This is a genomic window from Hymenobacter sp. BT491 (genome assembly GCF_014349165.1).
Classification (GTDB): Bacteria; Bacteroidota; Bacteroidia; order Cytophagales; family Hymenobacteraceae; genus Hymenobacter; species Hymenobacter jejuensis.
In genome coordinates this window covers 671,908-686,687 of record NZ_JACSJJ010000002.1, presented here as the reverse complement: position 1 = coordinate 686,687, position 14,780 = coordinate 671,908, and the positions used below count along the sequence as shown (strand labels likewise).

Sequence of the window (14,780 nt, the reverse complement as noted above, 5' to 3'; positions counted from 1 at the left end):
ACCATGTACCGCTACTGTTACCTACTCGCTCTTTTGTTGCTCTCGTCCTCGCCGCTGCGGGCGCAGAAGCAGCATGTGCGGGAACAGCAGACGTGGCTGGGCCTATTCAACCAGACTCGTTTTTCGGAACACTGGGGCTCGTGGACCGACTTGCACCTGCGCTTGCATGATCGGTTTGTGCAAGACTTGTTTCAGGGCGTAGCCCGCGTAGGACTGACATATTATCTGACCGACGACGTGCGCCTGACCGGCGGCTATGCTTACGTGCACCACTTTCCTGAGGGCGCACGCACGGTAGGCCAGTCCGAACACCGTCCCTGGCAGCAGGTACAGTGGTTTACCCGCTTCCCGAAAGCCCGATTAATGCAGTGGGTGCGGCTGGAAGAACGTTTTCGCAATACCATCCGCAACAATGAACATACCTCCGACTACGATTTTAACTACCGAACCCGTTATAACGCGGCCCTTTTTCTGCCGCTGACCAAACGCGGGTTCGAACCAGGAGGCTTACAGTTCCTGCTCAACAACGAGGTGATGATGAACTTCGGCAAGGAAGTTCGCTACAATTACTTTGACCAAAACCGGCTGTTTGCGGGGCTGGTTTACCAAGTCAACAAACAAGGCCAGTTGCACGCGGGCTATATGCATCTGTTTCAACAGTTGCCAACGGGTAGCACTTACCGCAACCAGCACACCATTCGGGTATTTTACTTCCACAATTTCGATCTGCGGCCTACTCCAACGCCCGTCCCGGTTTTAGCTCCGCAGTAACATCATGGCAGATACTCCCAAACTTTCCGAAGTCGAACACGTCAAGGACGCCAGCAACTACCTGCGCGGCACCCTGCGTGAGAGCGTGCAGAACCGCATCACGGGCGCGCTCAACCCCGACGACACCCACTTGATCAAGTTTCACGGCTCCTACCAGCAAACCGACCGCGACCTGGAAAGCGAGCGCAAGCGGCAGAAACTCGAGCCCCTCTACTCCTTCATGATTCGGGTGCGGGTGCCCGGCGGCGTGGCTTCCCCCGCGCAGTGGCAGCGCATGGACGAGCTTTCTAACACGTATGCCAACGGCACGCTCAAGCTCACCACGCGCCAGACGTTCCAGCTACACGGCGTGCTGAAGCGCAATTTGCCGCGCGCCATTCAGGGTTTCAACGACGTGCTGATGGACAGCATCGCGGGCTGCGGCGACGTCAACCGCAACGTGATGTGCTCCGTCAATCCGCACGAATCGCAGCTGCATCAGCAGGTGCAGGACGTGGCCACGCAGATCAGCGCCCATCTTACGCCCCGCACGTCGGCGTACTGGGAGCTGTGGCTCAACGGCGAGCAGCACTCTGCCAGCGCCCCCAACGAAGGCGAAGAAGACCACGAGCCGATCTACGGCAAAACGTACCTGCCCCGCAAATTCAAGATTGCGCTGGCCGTGCCGCCGCAAAACGACACCGACGTATTTGCAAACGATATCGGCCTGATTGCCATTGAGAAAAAAGGCAAACTGCTGGGGTTCAACATCGCCATCGGCGGCGGCATGGGCATGACGTTCGGTATGCCCGAAACGTATCCTCGCCTCGCCGACCTGGTTGGCTATGTATCAGTAGATCAAGTAGTTGACGTGTGCGAGAAAGTTGTGACGATTCAGCGCGACTGGGGCAACCGGGAAAACCGCAAATTCTCGCGCCTCAAATACACCCTCGACCGCGTGGGCCTCGATACTTTCCTGGCCGAACTACACCAGCGGCTGGGCTATGCGTTGGCCCCCGCCAAGCACTATCAGTTCACCACGTCCGGCGATGCCTTTGGCTGGTCGGGCGGCCAAAAGGGCAAAGCTAACCTGACGCTGTTCGTCGAAGGCGGCCGCGTGTACGATAAACCCGGTTGCGAACTGAAAACGGCCCTGCGCCACATTTCCGAATTTCATACCGGCGAATTCCGCCTGACCGGCAACCAAAACTTAACGCTGGCCGATATCGAACCGGCACATCGGGCTCTTATTCAGGATGTTCTGGAAGCGCACGGCGTCTGGGCCCAGACGCAGCAGCAAACTGCCTTGCGCTTTCACTCGCTGGCCTGCGTGGCCCTGAATACCTGCTCGCTGGCCTTTGCCGAAGCCGAGCGCTATCTGCCGCACCTACTCGACCGGATTGACACCTTAATTCAGGCCAACGGCCTGGCCGACGAGGGCATCCTGATTCGGATGACGGGCTGTCCGAATGGCTGCGCGCGGCCGTATTTAGGAGAGATCGGATTGGTGGGCCGAGCCATTGGGCGCTACAACTTGTACTTGGGGGCCGACCACGCCGGCGAGCGCCTCAATAAATTATACAAGGAAATGTTGGACGAAGAAGGTATTTTGCAGGAACTCGCGCCCCTATTGCAAGCTTACGCCCAGGAGCGCCAACCCAGTGAACGGTTTGGCGACTTTGTAGTGCGTCAAGGCTACGTGCACGCCACTACGCACGGCCAGAATTTTCATGCTTAATGCGTTAGCGATGAATTCGACCGCGGTTTCTGAAGCCAACTCGCACCCTGCGGGCCTCCCTATGCCTCCTTCGTCCCCTCCGCCCGAGCCTACAGGCAACCCGTTGTTTCCGGTGTTCCTGAAGCTGGAGCAATTTCGGGTGTTGCTGGTGGGGGGCGGTTTTGTGGGGCTGGAAAAACTGAGCGCGATTCTGCGGAATAGCCCTGCTACGACTGTTACCGTCGTGAGTATCACGATGTTGCCAGAGCTGCAAGCCTTGGCCGCGCGGCACCCGCGCGTGCAGCTCCACGAGCGCCCCTACTCTGACGACGATCTGCCGGGCCACGATTTTATTTTCGTTGCCACCAACGACAAGGCACTGAACCGGCACATCAAAGCCTCGGCCGCCGAGCTGCATCTGCTTACCAACGTGGCCGATACGCCTGCCGAATGCGATTTTTATCTCTCCTCGGTGGTGCAGAAAGGCGACCTGAAAGTGGCCATCTCCACCAACGGCAAATCGCCAACCGTAGCCAAACGGCTGCGCGAAGTGCTGGAAGAGTCGTTGCCGGGCGAGTTAAATACCGTGTTGCAGCAAATGACCGTCATCCGCGGTCGTCTGAACGGCGATTTTGCCCAAAAAGTAAAGTCGCTGAACGCGGTTACGGCCGAGCTGGCCAACGGCCCTGCTTTCGAATCGCCGGCCACAACCTATTGGCGGCGGCTGGCAACGGGTTCGCTGCTGGCTTTTGCGGCGCTGCTCATCCTCAACATTGCCTCCTACTATATTACGTGGCCGCAGGCCTATGCGGTATTGCGCAGCGGAGGCACCTTTTACGCCTTCGTGGCCATCGGTTTTCTGGCCCAACTCATAGACGGGCTGCTGGGCATGGGCTACGGAGTCGTGACAGCTATCAGCCTGATGTCCATGAACATACACCCCGCCGCCGTGAGCGCCAGCATTCACACGGCCGAGATGTTTGCCAGCGGCGCGTCGGGTTACAACCATTACAAATTCGGCAACGTCAACCGTCGCTTGTTCAAGGCCTTGCTCTTGCCAGGTATTGCAGGCGCAGTGGGTGGCGCTTTCCTGCTCTCGTATTTTGGCGAAACATATGCCAATTGGGTAAAGCCTCTGCTGGCCGTGTATCTGTTGCTGTTGGGCGTACGCATCATCAGCCGCGCTTTTCGTCAGCAGGAAAGCAAACGCAAGATCAAACACGTGGGCTGGCTGGCCGCCGCAGGGGGCTTCCTCGACTCGTTCGGCGGCGGTGGCTGGGGGCCATTGGTCACGAGTACGCTTATTGCGAAGGGCCGCACCCCGCAGTATGTCATTGGTTCTGTGAGCCTTACCGAGTTTTTTGTAACCTTCGCCAGTGCCCTGACTTTCTTCTCTCTCATCGGCATCTCGCACTGGCAAATCGTGCTGGGCCTGATTGTAGGTGGCGTGGCGGCGGCACCATTTGCGGCTCGGTTGGCGGGCCGGTTACCCATCCGCTGGATGTTTATCGGCGTGGGCCTGATGGTGATCCTGTGGAGCCTGTGGGCTTTGCGCAAACTGTTTGTATAACGACACGAGCCTGAGAGGGGGCAGCTATATTGTTGAGCCCCTACTGGCTTATCTACAATAGCTTGATTATCAAATTATTGACTACGCAACCAAGAGATTGCGTAACCTTCGTCTTCGAAGGTGTTGTATACGATGGGCAATTCGCGCACTTCGTTGATCACCACGTTGGTAGCCAGGCGCGCGAACACGCTTTTGGCCGAAATAACTGCTCCAAAGCGGTAACCGCCTTCGGTGACCGCGCGCGGCATCCATTCGTTTACAATCCAAGCTTGTTCGGCTGGCGTAAAAGGCACCATCTGGTCTTGCCGAGCCAATAGCTTGCCCCACCCATTGCGATGCAGCGCCCGAATAACGTGCTGCAACAACGCCCGAAACGCCGCTTCCTCTCGAGGCCCGGCCGCCCAGTCCAGCCGCAGGTAGCCCCCGGCGTCTTCCGTGATCCGGCCGGCGCTGTTTTGAAAATAAAGGGTGGCAGTTGTAGCAATTGGCTTCATTGTCGGCAATATAATGACAGCTTGCACCTAACAAGCCATCTTACGGCCAGCCAAGACATCTGGGTACTTTTTAGGGTGAATAGTGGCCCTTGCAACAGCCATTAGCATTGCGCGCCCCAACGCCACTCCCTGTGTAGCAGGCAGGTTTGCCCAGCCGATACATGAATAACTACGTTATTGACAACAAGTTACCCGGATGACGTTTTTACGGTAATCGGGGCTACCTGCGCGGTAGTGGATGGGGTGCCCCCGCTTATGCACGGCCATCCCGACTCGTATTCCACCCGATCCAGCAGCAGCACGCGCCGGGAATATCCCTGTTCGTCGTTGATGGCGTCGAACGTAGGTTGTTGGGTATCAATTGCATGGTAAGCCATCCAGTCGTGGCCGGCCTCGTCACGGATAATGCAGTTATGACCGGGAGCGCGCCACCGGCTATTGCCTTCCAGTATGGTGCCATTGGGGTGGCCAGTGGCTTGTGCAAGCGTTTCGAATGGGCCGGTAGCACTACGCGAGCGGGCCACCATCACGCCATAATGAGCCTGTTCGCCGCAGCAGTTGTCGCCCGAATAAAACAGGTAGTACCAGCCATTACGCAACACTACCCAGCTGCCCTCTATCAACCGCTGATAATTCGTGAGATCGTCGGTTAGAGCTGGCTCTACAAGCGTAACAAGTTCACTATCAGGTACGAAAGAAATACGATCAGGTGCCAGCTCCCGCACCCTTAGGGGGCCAAAGCCGGAGCCCCAATAAAGCAGCCGACGGCCAGTAGCGGGGTCGTCGAAGGCCATGGGATCAATGTTCAGGAAGCCTTCGCCGCACTGTAACGGCTGCCCACTATCAACAAATGGCCCGTGCGGCGCCGTAGCCGTTGCCACGGCCAGGCAAAGTCCTTCCGCGTCATTGGGCTGCGCCGAGTAGTAGAGATAATACCGGCCATCATGCTCGCTTACGTGCGGTGCCCAGATGCGCTGCGTGGTGTCAGCCCAAGTGGGTTTATCCGGTAATCCTTCTCCTAAATGCTCCCACCGAACCAGATCGGCAGACCGTGCTATCTGCAGATTCAGGATCTGGCCGTGGTATCTGGTTTGGGTGCCGTACGCGTAGTACCAGCCGTCCGAGCCCCGAATGATGGTTGGGTCGGGGAAATCATCGTCCCATACTGGGTTCTGGTAAAAGTCGGAGGGAGTGAGCGGACTCATTGCGGAGCAGATTTGCAAATGCTCATTGGCCGTAGTGGCGCCAGATGGCGTAAATCAAGGCTAATATCGCAGTTACCGTCATCAGAATATAAATCACGCGATTCTGGCGCGGCTCAATCTCGTTGCTTTTCATTGGGCTGGCATTGCATTTCTCCTCCTAACGGCCCCACCGTGGGTAAGGTTAGCGCCATGGCTCAAAGGCCTAGCCGACAGGCGGATCGGGTAGCGGCATCCAGTGGGTCACGCCTTTCACGTAGCGATCTATCCCCTGCCGATCAGGCGTCACAAACATGTGTTTAGCGCCCGGCGTTTGTTCGGGTTTATACGTCGCTACCGTGATATCCAGCCATGAAGAAGGCGCATATACCAGCACACGCTGATTAGGTGCAGGCAGCTGTTCTGTACGCAAAATCCAGTTCTCTCCAGCCATTCTCATACCCAAAAGTATTGCTTAGCTTCTTAAGCTGCCTAATTTTTCCCCAGCCTGCTTGGTAGCCTTCCTACAAAAAAAGCCCCAACCGGGAGGATGGGGCTTCAAAAGAAAATTGTGGGTAAAAAGGCACTTACACTCAAGAGTAGTATCCTATCCGCTAGTTGAATATCCAGATGGGCCACAACATGGGTTTCAACACAAATTTCCACTTGCTGGCGGGCAAATACACGTCCCAAAAATAACTGTTGAATTCGCGAGCTGACGGATGAGGCGCGCATAAAGTCCACATTTCCTGAGGCGTCTGCTCCCGCAGAAACCGACGCAACTCCCGTTCTTCGATGTAAAGCGAAATCATTACCAAAACGAAGAAAAAACTGCAATATACCATGAGCACTGCAGTAAACGGAAGTAGGATGTCCTTCATGGCACTAGGTTACTAAAAGAGTAGAACAAAAGCGAAAATATCCAAAAATATTTTTTTCACTCCTCTTCAACAACCTGTTCAAAATCAATCGTACACATGGGCTATTTGGTTTTATTCAACTCTTTTCGAATGCATAAGGCCTTTCAAAAGCTTGAATTAAATCATATTCATTATTCCATAAGTCCAATTTATCTAAACACAAAAATTTCTTTTAAAAATTCAATACAGGCCTCAAACCTATTCAAGGTGATTTGTATAAATCTAACCCAAGTCAGTTACAAAAAGGATCAAATATCAGGTGACGAAATCCGATTAGTGAAGCTGCTACAGGCGGAAAAGCTAGGAAGTTAGTTTATTCCAAGCATAACTTCCAAATGTATCCCGCTAACGTTTGCGGGTAGTTCGTGACCGCAACCTTTTCCAGCGTTAGCCTTGGTTCACTAAATAGCAGCGGCCCGGCAGAACGATAACGTTTTGCCGGGCCGCGCGGTAAACAACAGTTTAGTAGCCAGTGAAGGCAGAAATTATATAAGAGAGTTAGTTGAACAACCGATTAAACCACAGCAGAGGAGCTAGGACAAACCGCCATTTGCTGGCGGGCAGGTATACATCCCAGAAATAATGATTAAAGGTTTCGTTGTCAGGCTGGATTGTATATTTATTCCATACTTCCCGAGGGGTTTGTTCGCGCTCTAAGCGTCGGCGCTCATGGCTTTCTACAAAGAAAGCCATAAGCAGAGAAAGCATAAAAAGGCCGCAATAGCCTATAAATAGTGTAATAAGGGGATGTAAAATAGCCTTCATACTACTATAGTACAAAAAAAGACAGGAAACTTGCAAATATTTAAGCGGGAAATTCTCGCTTGTCATAGGAGGGTCTCGGGTTAAAAGATAACCTATGATATAAATATCTACCGATCAATTAGTTAGATAAGTTGCGTAATACCTTATAGACGCAACCGATGGCTTCAGGCACTACCTTTGTGCCGCTTATGTTAGGCCCCGTAACTTATGAAAAAGTACCTCACCCCCGAAGTTATTGCTGCCCTGAACAGCCTGCCAACGTCCGATGCGCCAGTTCAGGCACCAGCGCTGGTAACCGCTCCCGATTTACTGTTGCAGCGAGCGCAAGTGCTTGACCCAGAGATGATAACTCTGTCACTGGACGAGGTAGAAGCACAATTGCAGAAGACTTTTGACGATGACCCCTGGACGCTCAGAATGCTTTCGCAGGTGCCGGCGGCTGTCCTACATCGCTATACCTATGTGTATGTAAACCAAGGGCTGCTGACGGCGTAACAACTTACCTCACCTTAAAACACAATTTACTGATTATCAGTATATTAATACCAGCGTACCGCCAATGATAAGGGTGGCGCCCAAACCAGTTTGCCAGGTTAGCTTTTCGCCCAGAAACAGTACTGACAGCACTATAGCCAAGGCTACGCTGAGCTTATCGACGGGCGCTACCTGAGAGACTTTGCCAAGCTGTAAGGCTCTAAAATAGAAGATCCAGGACATGCCCGTGGCCACACCCGACAGAATCAGAAAGAGCCAGTTGGTGCGGGTAAGGGTGTGTACTTCAGTCAGACTGCCGCGGAAAAATACGATTCCCCACGCCAGTAGCAGAATCACGACCGTCCGGATGGCGGTAGCCAGGTTGGAATCGACGCCTTTCACACCGATTTTGGCCAATACTGCCGTAAGAGCAGCAAACAACGCCGAAAGCAAAGCATACAGCCACCACATATAGTGTTATTTTACTTAAACAACTTATTCTCAATCGACTACCCAGCGCGCCTAAACCGCTGACCAGCATACGCCGCGCTAACCCGTTGGGCGAAAAACCTATTGTACGGGCGCCTTATTTAAATAGCTGGTATGAGACCACATACCTGCGTCGCCTGTAGGATCTTGCCCGTTCTACGCAAGCCGATGCGCTCCCGGTTAACGCAAAACGCCCCAACCCGAAGGGCTGAGGCGTCTTGCTTGCGTTGTGAAAGCGGATAGCAAGCCCAAGTCTGGCTTGCGTTATTTTTGCTCCAATTGGTCCAGAGCTGCTTTCAATCTTGGCAGCGCGTCCTCAATGGCCTGCAGCGAAGCGCCCCCCACCGACATGCGGAACCACGTGGAGGTATCGGAAGTGCCGAACGCGCCGAAGGGCACGACAGCGAGCCGCGCATCCGAAATCAGGTACGACGTGATGTCTTTGTTGGTGGCGAGGAGCTTCCCGGCCGGTGTAGTTTTGCCTAGTACCGAAATTTCCGCCGTCAGGTAGATGGCACCCATTGGCACGATGGCATCGACGGGGTAGCCTTGCTTCTTCAGATCCTTTAAGCCTGAGTACAAAGCAGTTAGACTCTTTTGCACCTTGCCTTTAAAATTGCTCAGAAACGCATCAACCTGTTGGGTTTGGGGCAGAAAGTGTGCGGTGGCCACCTGCTCTGCCTTCGGCGCCCACGCCCCGATGTGCCCGAGGATGGACTTCATTTTGTCGATGACGTTGGCCGGGCCAAAGGCATACCCCACGCGCACGCCAGTAGCGGCGAAGCACTTTGAGATGCCGTCGATATAAATTACGTACTCGCGCAGTTCGGGGCGCAGGTTGACGGGATCATAATGCTTGGTGTCGCCGAAGGTCAGCATCCAGTAAATCTGGTCGTACATGATGTACAGCGGCTTTTCGTCTGCGCCGCGGGTTTTGTTCTCGGCAATTACCAAGTCACAGATTTCCTCGAGGTCTTCCTTGGTAAACACGGTGCCGGTGGGGTTCAGCGGCGAGCACAGAGCCAGCAGCGTAGCTCCCTTCAGGTGCGGCGCGACGTCGGCCGCGCCGGGCATGAAGTTGTTGTCGGCGGTGGTTTCCACCATGATGGCCTCAGCGCCCGACAAATGGCAATAATGGTTGTTATTCCACGACGGCACCGGAAACACCACCTTGTCGCCCGCGTCGATCAGGGCCATGTACGTGGCATAAATCAGGGGGCGCGAGCCGCCGGCCACCAGAATATCGTTGATCGAATACGTCAAGCCCAAGCGCGTTGTGAGAAACGCAGCGACGGCCGTGCGGAGATCGGCTACGCCATTGGCCGGCGGATAATTGGTGTTGCCCGCCTCGTAGGCGCTGAAGATCTCCGTTTGAAGCTCTTGGGGAATCGGGAAAATAGCGGGATCAAAATCACCAATGGTAAGGTTGCAGATCTGCTCCCCCTTCTTGATCATGTCGTTGACCTCGTTGCCGATTTTAATGATTTCGGAGCCAATTAGGCTACCGGCCATCTGCGAAACAGTCATGAGCAGGTATTTTTTTGCCTAAATATACAGGGGCTGAAAAGAAAAGGCCGCTAAAATGCCCAAGGGAAGTCGTTGGGGCTCAGGCGCAAACGATTGTTGTAGGAGTCCGCGGACGTCCTGGCCCAACATGTAGGCATGCACACGCAGAAAGCGCCAACACTACATAAAACTTTAAATATCAATCACTTAAGCCTAAGTAAACATTTTTCGAACCGATCATCTACGTTAAACAGCAGCGGGCGATCGGTCGGCGGCACACAATTTTTTAGCCTACGCTTCAGTTTAAGCAGCAGACCAACCAACTTCTCAGCATGTACAAAGCTCTGATTCTGTTCTGCGCTCTGCTGATCCTGGCAGACCTCCAACCCGCTCCTGCTACGGCCGGCCGCGCCACTGCATATGCCCGCGCAAAGGCCAAGGGCCGCATGTTTGTGCACCGCCCCTACTACAAAGCCTACAAAGGCCGTAAAAAAACTAAGCGTCACGCTTGGTTTGCTCTGCCGAGCAAGAAAGCCTCGGCTCCGCATAAAGTTCGGCAAAGCCGGTTTTAGGGCAACTCGCGGACTGCTATCTGCCCAATAGTAACGCATTGTAAATAGTATGCCGCGATGGTTGAAGCCGCCGCGGCATATTGCATTATATAGCATTGACGTACAACGATTTATATATTATTATACTACTCTTTTTCCATCTATAAGTGAAGAACTCTTCCGCCTAGGCTTGAAGAATATCACTTCGCTCCAAAATAAGAGTGGTACATGCAAGTAGCTCAGTGTTACCTTCCCTTCCTTATGTATCAATTTTACTTCTATTCCTATGCATAAAGGCAGACTAGAAGCCTTCAGCGACGGCGTGCTGGCCATTATCATCACGATTATGGTCTTGGAAATTAAAGTCCCGCACGGCCACGATTTCGCGGCGCTAAAACCCTTGTTGCCGGTAGTGCTAAGCTACATTCTGAGCTTTGTGTACGTCGGTATTTACTGGAACAACCACCACATGATGCTGACGAGCATCAACCGGATCAGCGGTAACGTGCTGTGGGCCAACCTGCACTTGCTATTCTGGCTTTCGCTGATCCCGTTTGTGACCGGCTGGATGGGCGAAAATGAGTTTGCCCCCGCTACGCTGGCCCTGTACGGGTTTGTGTTACTGATGAATGCACTGGCTTACTTCGTTTTGCAACGCCAGATCATTGCTGCCGACGGCCCAGACTCGGTGTTGGCGCACGCCCTTGGCAAGGACCTAAAGGGCAAGCTCTCGCCCCTGCTCTATTGCCTGGGCATTGCTGCGAGCTTCGTAAATTCGTGGGTAGCGGGCGCATTTTATGTTTTTGTGGCTTTGATTTGGCTGGTGCCAGATCGGCGCATTGCGCGAATGCTGAAGGCGGGAGAACAGCATTAACTCATTGCGAACCGGCCCAGTTATTTTCTTCTTATAGCAAGAGCAAGAAATAGGGCATAAATGAGCCACTGTAAAGATCGAAGCGAAATGAATTGCATAAGTAGAGCAGCAATGGCACTTCAAATTCAAGCATCAATTCATAGCATAAGTATCTAATAGCCAATTTCTTATATACAATAAATCTCTGTATCAGGCGATTTATCAACGTCTGATTATTGTTTTGCAGGGTTAAATTTGACTTCTACCTCGTTTCGAGAAAATATAACGTTATGTAGCTGAGCCTTGCTTACCTTTGCCTCGTAGCGGCCCGTCCGTTGCCTGATTCTTATTCTGCTTAGGTCATGAAAAAACTTCTCCTCGTTGTGCTGCTACTTGCTTCTGTTGGTGCTTCCGCCCAGATGAAACCCGTGGAGCGCAAACGCTACCTGCGCCCCAAAAAGGACGAAAATTGTGCTTACGTATTTAACGTAACCAAGAATACCGACGAAGATTCGGAGGCGGACGGCGCCGTAACGCGCCTTGCGTACCGCCCGTATGCCGAGTTGCTCGCCGAAATTGACGCGCTGCGCAAGATGAACAACTGGGCCGACAGCACGTACCAGCGCCGCTTCAGCACCTTACCCGCCGGGGGCACGCTGGTAATAACTATGCTACGCCGAGGCGCCCAAAACGCCGACCCCGCTTACCTAGCCCTTTCCGCCAAAGACAAAGACGGCAAAGTATTGCTAGCCCAAGAGTCGTTGCCCGCAGGCTCCGGCCGCTTCTGGAACCGAGACTTGTACACTAGCCAACGCACTATACCATTTGTTAAAACCGAAACTCCGCAGGAAGTAAGCATTGTCATCAATGACGCTAAGCTCAAGCAAGACTTTATGTATTTGGTTAAAACACAGTAAATAGCTGTTTACTAAGTATCTAGCTAAAAAAAGCGATTTATTGCTGACTCAAATCAGCAATGAATCGCTTTTTTATACCCAAATGAATACGAGATTTACTAGGCTATTGATTGCGTAATCGAAGCCATTGTACGGCAATAATGGCTTTGCCATCTTCGAATTTGGTTGTGCTTAGTTCCTCTTTCGTGAACTCGATGGTCGTAATTTTTTCACCTTCATCGACACCGCCTCCGTCGCTGGTTTGCTGACTTACCTCGGCATAAAACAGCGAAATCTGCTCGGCGCTGGCTCCCGCTGAGGGGTAATAGGTGCTGATAGGCTCGATGTGATCGACCGTATAGCCTAGCTCCTCCTCTATTTCGCGGCGCATGGCTTGTTCGGGCGACTCCCCTTCTTGGTCCAGCATTCCGGCCGGCACCTCGATCAAATCGGACTCGGACCCCACCCGAAATTGCTTCACCATCAGATACCGCTGCTTTTGAGTATCGAATACCAAAGCCCCAACTGCCTTGCCGGGCTCGAAGCGCTCGCGCTGATAGCTTTTGTCGCCATCCTGCACCGTGAGCTGGCTGAGCTTATATTTCTTACCGTTGTACACTATTTTCCGTTCGGTGATGTTCATGAGTCTGGTATGTATGTTTTCTAGGCTTACCGCTTAGGAACGCGAGCCATCAGCCGGACGGCCTACAGTTCCTGCAATTGGGGCATTTTTACGCAAGCCATCCGGAGCGCGGCTAAAGCATAGCTCAACCTTTAGTAGTAATATTCTGTATATCAATCTTTTAAAAACCTCTGTTGCCGCCTGCTTTCGCAGAAGTCACTCTGGTACTAGCGGTGTTCTTTGGGGTTGCCGCAGGCTTTTCACCACCGCATTTCCGGCTGCTGTCGTAAAACATACGACCTTTACGGATTCAACTCCCCGATTCTGCCTCTGCCGTCCTGCGCGGACGGCTTCTTTTTTACTCCCTGTTTGATGTCTTTCGACGAACTTAATCTGATTCAACCTATCCTGCGTGCCTTGCACGAGGAAGGTTACACTACTCCCACGCCCATTCAGGAGCAAGCCATTCCGCATGTGCTGGACGGCCGCGACCTGCTAGGCGTTGCCCAGACGGGCACGGGCAAAACTGCCGCCTTTACCGTTCCGATTCTTCAGATTCTGCACCAAACGGCCCAGGTCGAGCGCCATTCGCACTCCCGCATCCGTTGCTTGGTACTGACGCCTACCCGCGAGCTCGCTATTCAGATTGGCGAGAGCTTCGCCGCTTACGGCCGCCATTTGCAGCTGCGCCACACCGTCATTTTCGGCGGCGTAGGCCAGTTGCCCCAAACCAATGCCCTGAAGCGCGGCGTGGAAGTGGTCATTGCGACTCCCGGCCGTTTGCTCGACCTGATGAACCAAGGCTTCATCGACTTGCGGCACATTGAGGTGTTCGTGCTGGACGAAGCCGACCGCATGCTCGACATGGGCTTCATCAACGACATCAAGCGCATTCTGCCCAAGCTGCCTACGCGCCGCCAAACGCTGTTTTTCTCGGCCACCATGCCGCCCGCGATTCAGGAGTTGGCCAACACCATCCTGCGCCCAAACCCAATCAAAGTAGCCGTCACGCCCGTTTCGAGCACGGCCGACACGGTTACGCAGAGCGTATTCTTGGTTGACAAGCACGACAAGCCTGCGTTACTTCAGCATCTGCTTAGCGATCAGAAAATCCGTCGGGTTCTGGTGTTTACCCGCACCAAGCACGGCGCCGACCGCGTGGTAAAGGGCCTGGCCCAAGCCAAGATTCCGGCGGAAGCCATTCACGGCAATAAGTCGCAGAATCACCGGCAGCGAGCCCTGACCAACTTCAAAACCGGCGCGACGCGCGTGCTGGTAGCCACCGACATTGCCGCGCGCGGCATTGACGTGGACGAGCTGACGCACGTTATCAACTACGAAATTCCGAACGAGCCGGAAACTTACGTGCATCGCATTGGCCGCACAGGTCGGGCCGGCGCTTCGGGCATAGCGTATTCCTTTGTCGAGGAAGAAGAGCGTGCGTATCTACAAGATATTCAGCGCCTTATCCGCCGCCAGCTTGACGTAGTTGGCGATCATCCGTATTCTGTCAACGACGTGGCTCCGGTGCTGTTGCACGGCGGCGCGCCCATTCAGAAGCCGAAAGGCCCGGCTGGTCGTCCGCCCCGCCCCGGCCGTGGAGGCGACCCACGCCCGCCCCGCCCCGCGGGCGGCGATTCGTCGCGCCCCAAGCAGCAAGGACAAGGTCGTTCCGGTGGCCCGCGTGCCGCCTCTGCACCTGCCAAGGCTCGGCCGGGCGGCGAGCGCTCAGCCGGTAGCAGCCAAACCGCTCAGAATGGTCAAAGCCGTCGCCGCTTTCGAGGCGGCAACAGCCGATAGTTTTATAAACTATTGATTATCAATAGTTTATAAAGATAATCCTACATACTTTTTGAGCTTTTACAAAAGCAAGGCCTGCGACCTATCAGGTTGTGGGCCTTGCTTTTATGCGTTTGGTTGAAACAAAACAGTGTGGCACGTAATTATAGCCTCGGAAGTATTCGTATTTCTGACCAAACCTGATCGCTACGT

Annotated in this window: 15 protein-coding genes; 8 read left to right on the top strand and 7 right to left on the bottom strand. The window is 53.8% G+C overall.

Going from position 1 to position 14,780, the window contains the following annotated elements; translation table 11 throughout:
* Positions 1-3 precede the first annotated feature (3 nt).
* The 3 genes from H9I52_RS08670 to H9I52_RS23225 all read left to right on the top strand — a co-directional run bounded on the left by H9I52_RS08670 (position 4) and on the right by H9I52_RS23225 (position 4,037).
* Entirely contained in the window at positions 4-771 is a 768-nt protein-coding gene (locus tag H9I52_RS08670; RefSeq protein ID WP_187453536.1) for a DUF2490 domain-containing protein, read from the top strand.
* Positions 772-775: 4 nt separating this feature from the next.
* Positions 776-2,488, top strand: coding sequence for an NADPH-dependent assimilatory sulfite reductase hemoprotein subunit (locus tag H9I52_RS08665; protein WP_187453535.1), 1,713 nt, complete (start codon positions 776-778; stop codon positions 2,486-2,488).
* 61 nt (positions 2,489-2,549) lie between these two features.
* Positions 2,550-4,037, top strand: a complete 1,488-nt coding sequence (locus H9I52_RS23225; protein WP_187453534.1) for a TSUP family transporter — start codon at positions 2,550-2,552, stop codon at positions 4,035-4,037.
* 74 nt (positions 4,038-4,111) lie between these two features.
* Here H9I52_RS23225 and H9I52_RS08655 read toward each other — a convergent pair whose 3' ends face one another.
* The 4 genes from H9I52_RS08655 to H9I52_RS08640 all read right to left on the bottom strand — a co-directional run bounded on the left by H9I52_RS08655 (position 4,112) and on the right by H9I52_RS08640 (position 6,593).
* A complete protein-coding gene (locus tag H9I52_RS08655) occupies positions 4,112-4,531 on the bottom strand; it encodes a hypothetical protein (protein ID WP_187453533.1) in 420 nt (139 codons plus the stop codon).
* Between the two features lie 188 nt (positions 4,532-4,719).
* Entirely contained in the window at positions 4,720-5,736 is a 1,017-nt protein-coding gene (locus tag H9I52_RS08650; protein ID WP_187453532.1) for a glycoside hydrolase family 43 protein, read from the bottom strand.
* A 202-nt stretch (positions 5,737-5,938) separates the two neighbouring features.
* Positions 5,939-6,172 carry a DUF551 domain-containing protein gene (locus tag H9I52_RS08645; protein WP_187453531.1) on the bottom strand — a complete coding sequence of 78 codons (234 nt, stop codon included), beginning with the start codon at positions 6,170-6,172 and terminating at the stop codon, positions 5,939-5,941.
* A gap of 154 nt (positions 6,173-6,326) precedes the next feature.
* Positions 6,327-6,593 carry a hypothetical protein gene (locus H9I52_RS08640; protein ID WP_187453530.1) on the bottom strand — a complete coding sequence of 89 codons (267 nt, stop codon included), beginning with the start codon at positions 6,591-6,593 and terminating at the stop codon, positions 6,327-6,329.
* Positions 6,594-7,604: 1,011 nt separating this feature from the next.
* Between H9I52_RS08640 and H9I52_RS08635 the strand changes: the two genes are divergently transcribed.
* Positions 7,605-7,892 carry a hypothetical protein gene (locus tag H9I52_RS08635; protein WP_187453529.1) on the top strand — a complete coding sequence of 96 codons (288 nt, stop codon included), beginning with the start codon at positions 7,605-7,607 and terminating at the stop codon, positions 7,890-7,892.
* A gap of 36 nt (positions 7,893-7,928) precedes the next feature.
* Here the strand turns inward: H9I52_RS08635 and H9I52_RS08630 are convergent, their stop codons facing one another.
* Together H9I52_RS08630 and H9I52_RS08625 are read right to left on the bottom strand one after the other, a co-directional pair.
* On the bottom strand, positions 7,929-8,342 hold the full coding sequence (locus tag H9I52_RS08630) for an EamA family transporter (RefSeq protein WP_187453528.1): 414 nt from the start codon (positions 8,340-8,342) through the stop codon (positions 7,929-7,931).
* A 282-nt stretch (positions 8,343-8,624) separates the two neighbouring features.
* Complete coding sequence (locus H9I52_RS08625) at positions 8,625-9,887, bottom strand: pyridoxal phosphate-dependent aminotransferase (RefSeq protein WP_187453527.1); 1,263 nt, start codon at positions 9,885-9,887, stop codon at positions 8,625-8,627.
* A 311-nt stretch (positions 9,888-10,198) separates the two neighbouring features.
* On the opposite strand from H9I52_RS08625, the gene H9I52_RS08620 reads away from it, so the two are divergent.
* The 3 genes from H9I52_RS08620 to H9I52_RS08610 all read left to right on the top strand — a co-directional run bounded on the left by H9I52_RS08620 (position 10,199) and on the right by H9I52_RS08610 (position 12,187).
* Positions 10,199-10,438 (top strand): hypothetical protein, encoded by a 240-nt coding sequence (locus H9I52_RS08620; RefSeq protein ID WP_139516969.1) that lies wholly within the window; start codon positions 10,199-10,201, stop codon positions 10,436-10,438.
* A 265-nt stretch (positions 10,439-10,703) separates the two neighbouring features.
* The gene (locus H9I52_RS08615) at positions 10,704-11,291 is read left to right on the top strand and encodes a TMEM175 family protein (protein WP_139516968.1); all 588 of its coding nucleotides are present in this window, start codon (positions 10,704-10,706) and stop codon (positions 11,289-11,291) included.
* A gap of 341 nt (positions 11,292-11,632) precedes the next feature.
* Positions 11,633-12,187, top strand: a complete 555-nt coding sequence (locus H9I52_RS08610; protein ID WP_187453526.1) for a hypothetical protein — start codon at positions 11,633-11,635, stop codon at positions 12,185-12,187.
* 103 nt (positions 12,188-12,290) lie between these two features.
* Here the strand turns inward: H9I52_RS08610 and H9I52_RS08605 are convergent, their stop codons facing one another.
* Positions 12,291-12,809: an NUDIX domain-containing protein gene (locus H9I52_RS08605; protein WP_139516966.1), complete on the bottom strand. Its 519-nt coding sequence runs from the start codon at positions 12,807-12,809 to the stop codon at positions 12,291-12,293.
* 351 nt (positions 12,810-13,160) lie between these two features.
* Here H9I52_RS08605 and H9I52_RS08600 point away from each other — a divergent pair, with 351 nt between their 5' ends.
* Entirely contained in the window at positions 13,161-14,588 is a 1,428-nt protein-coding gene (locus tag H9I52_RS08600) for a DEAD/DEAH box helicase (RefSeq protein WP_187453525.1), read from the top strand.
* Positions 14,589-14,780: the final 192 nt, after the last annotated feature.

Coding starts and splice junctions, on each gene's coding strand:
- H9I52_RS08670 (WP_187453536.1), top strand. CDS start 4: ATGTACCGCTACTGTTACCTACTCGCTCTTTTGTTGCTCTCGTCCTCG.
- H9I52_RS08665 (WP_187453535.1), top strand. CDS start 776: ATGGCAGATACTCCCAAACTTTCCGAAGTCGAACACGTCAAGGACGCC.
- H9I52_RS23225 (WP_187453534.1), top strand. CDS start 2,550: ATGCCTCCTTCGTCCCCTCCGCCCGAGCCTACAGGCAACCCGTTGTTT.
- H9I52_RS08655 (WP_187453533.1), bottom strand. CDS start 4,531: ATGAAGCCAATTGCTACAACTGCCACCCTTTATTTTCAAAACAGCGCC.
- H9I52_RS08650 (WP_187453532.1), bottom strand. CDS start 5,736: ATGAGTCCGCTCACTCCCTCCGACTTTTACCAGAACCCAGTATGGGAC.
- H9I52_RS08645 (WP_187453531.1), bottom strand. CDS start 6,172: ATGAGAATGGCTGGAGAGAACTGGATTTTGCGTACAGAACAGCTGCCT.
- H9I52_RS08640 (WP_187453530.1), bottom strand. CDS start 6,593: ATGAAGGACATCCTACTTCCGTTTACTGCAGTGCTCATGGTATATTGC.
- H9I52_RS08635 (WP_187453529.1), top strand. CDS start 7,605: ATGAAAAAGTACCTCACCCCCGAAGTTATTGCTGCCCTGAACAGCCTG.
- H9I52_RS08630 (WP_187453528.1), bottom strand. CDS start 8,342: ATGTGGTGGCTGTATGCTTTGCTTTCGGCGTTGTTTGCTGCTCTTACG.
- H9I52_RS08625 (WP_187453527.1), bottom strand. CDS start 9,887: ATGACTGTTTCGCAGATGGCCGGTAGCCTAATTGGCTCCGAAATCATT.
- H9I52_RS08620 (WP_139516969.1), top strand. CDS start 10,199: ATGTACAAAGCTCTGATTCTGTTCTGCGCTCTGCTGATCCTGGCAGAC.
- H9I52_RS08615 (WP_139516968.1), top strand. CDS start 10,704: ATGCATAAAGGCAGACTAGAAGCCTTCAGCGACGGCGTGCTGGCCATT.
- H9I52_RS08610 (WP_187453526.1), top strand. CDS start 11,633: ATGAAAAAACTTCTCCTCGTTGTGCTGCTACTTGCTTCTGTTGGTGCT.
- H9I52_RS08605 (WP_139516966.1), bottom strand. CDS start 12,809: ATGAACATCACCGAACGGAAAATAGTGTACAACGGTAAGAAATATAAG.
- H9I52_RS08600 (WP_187453525.1), top strand. CDS start 13,161: ATGTCTTTCGACGAACTTAATCTGATTCAACCTATCCTGCGTGCCTTG.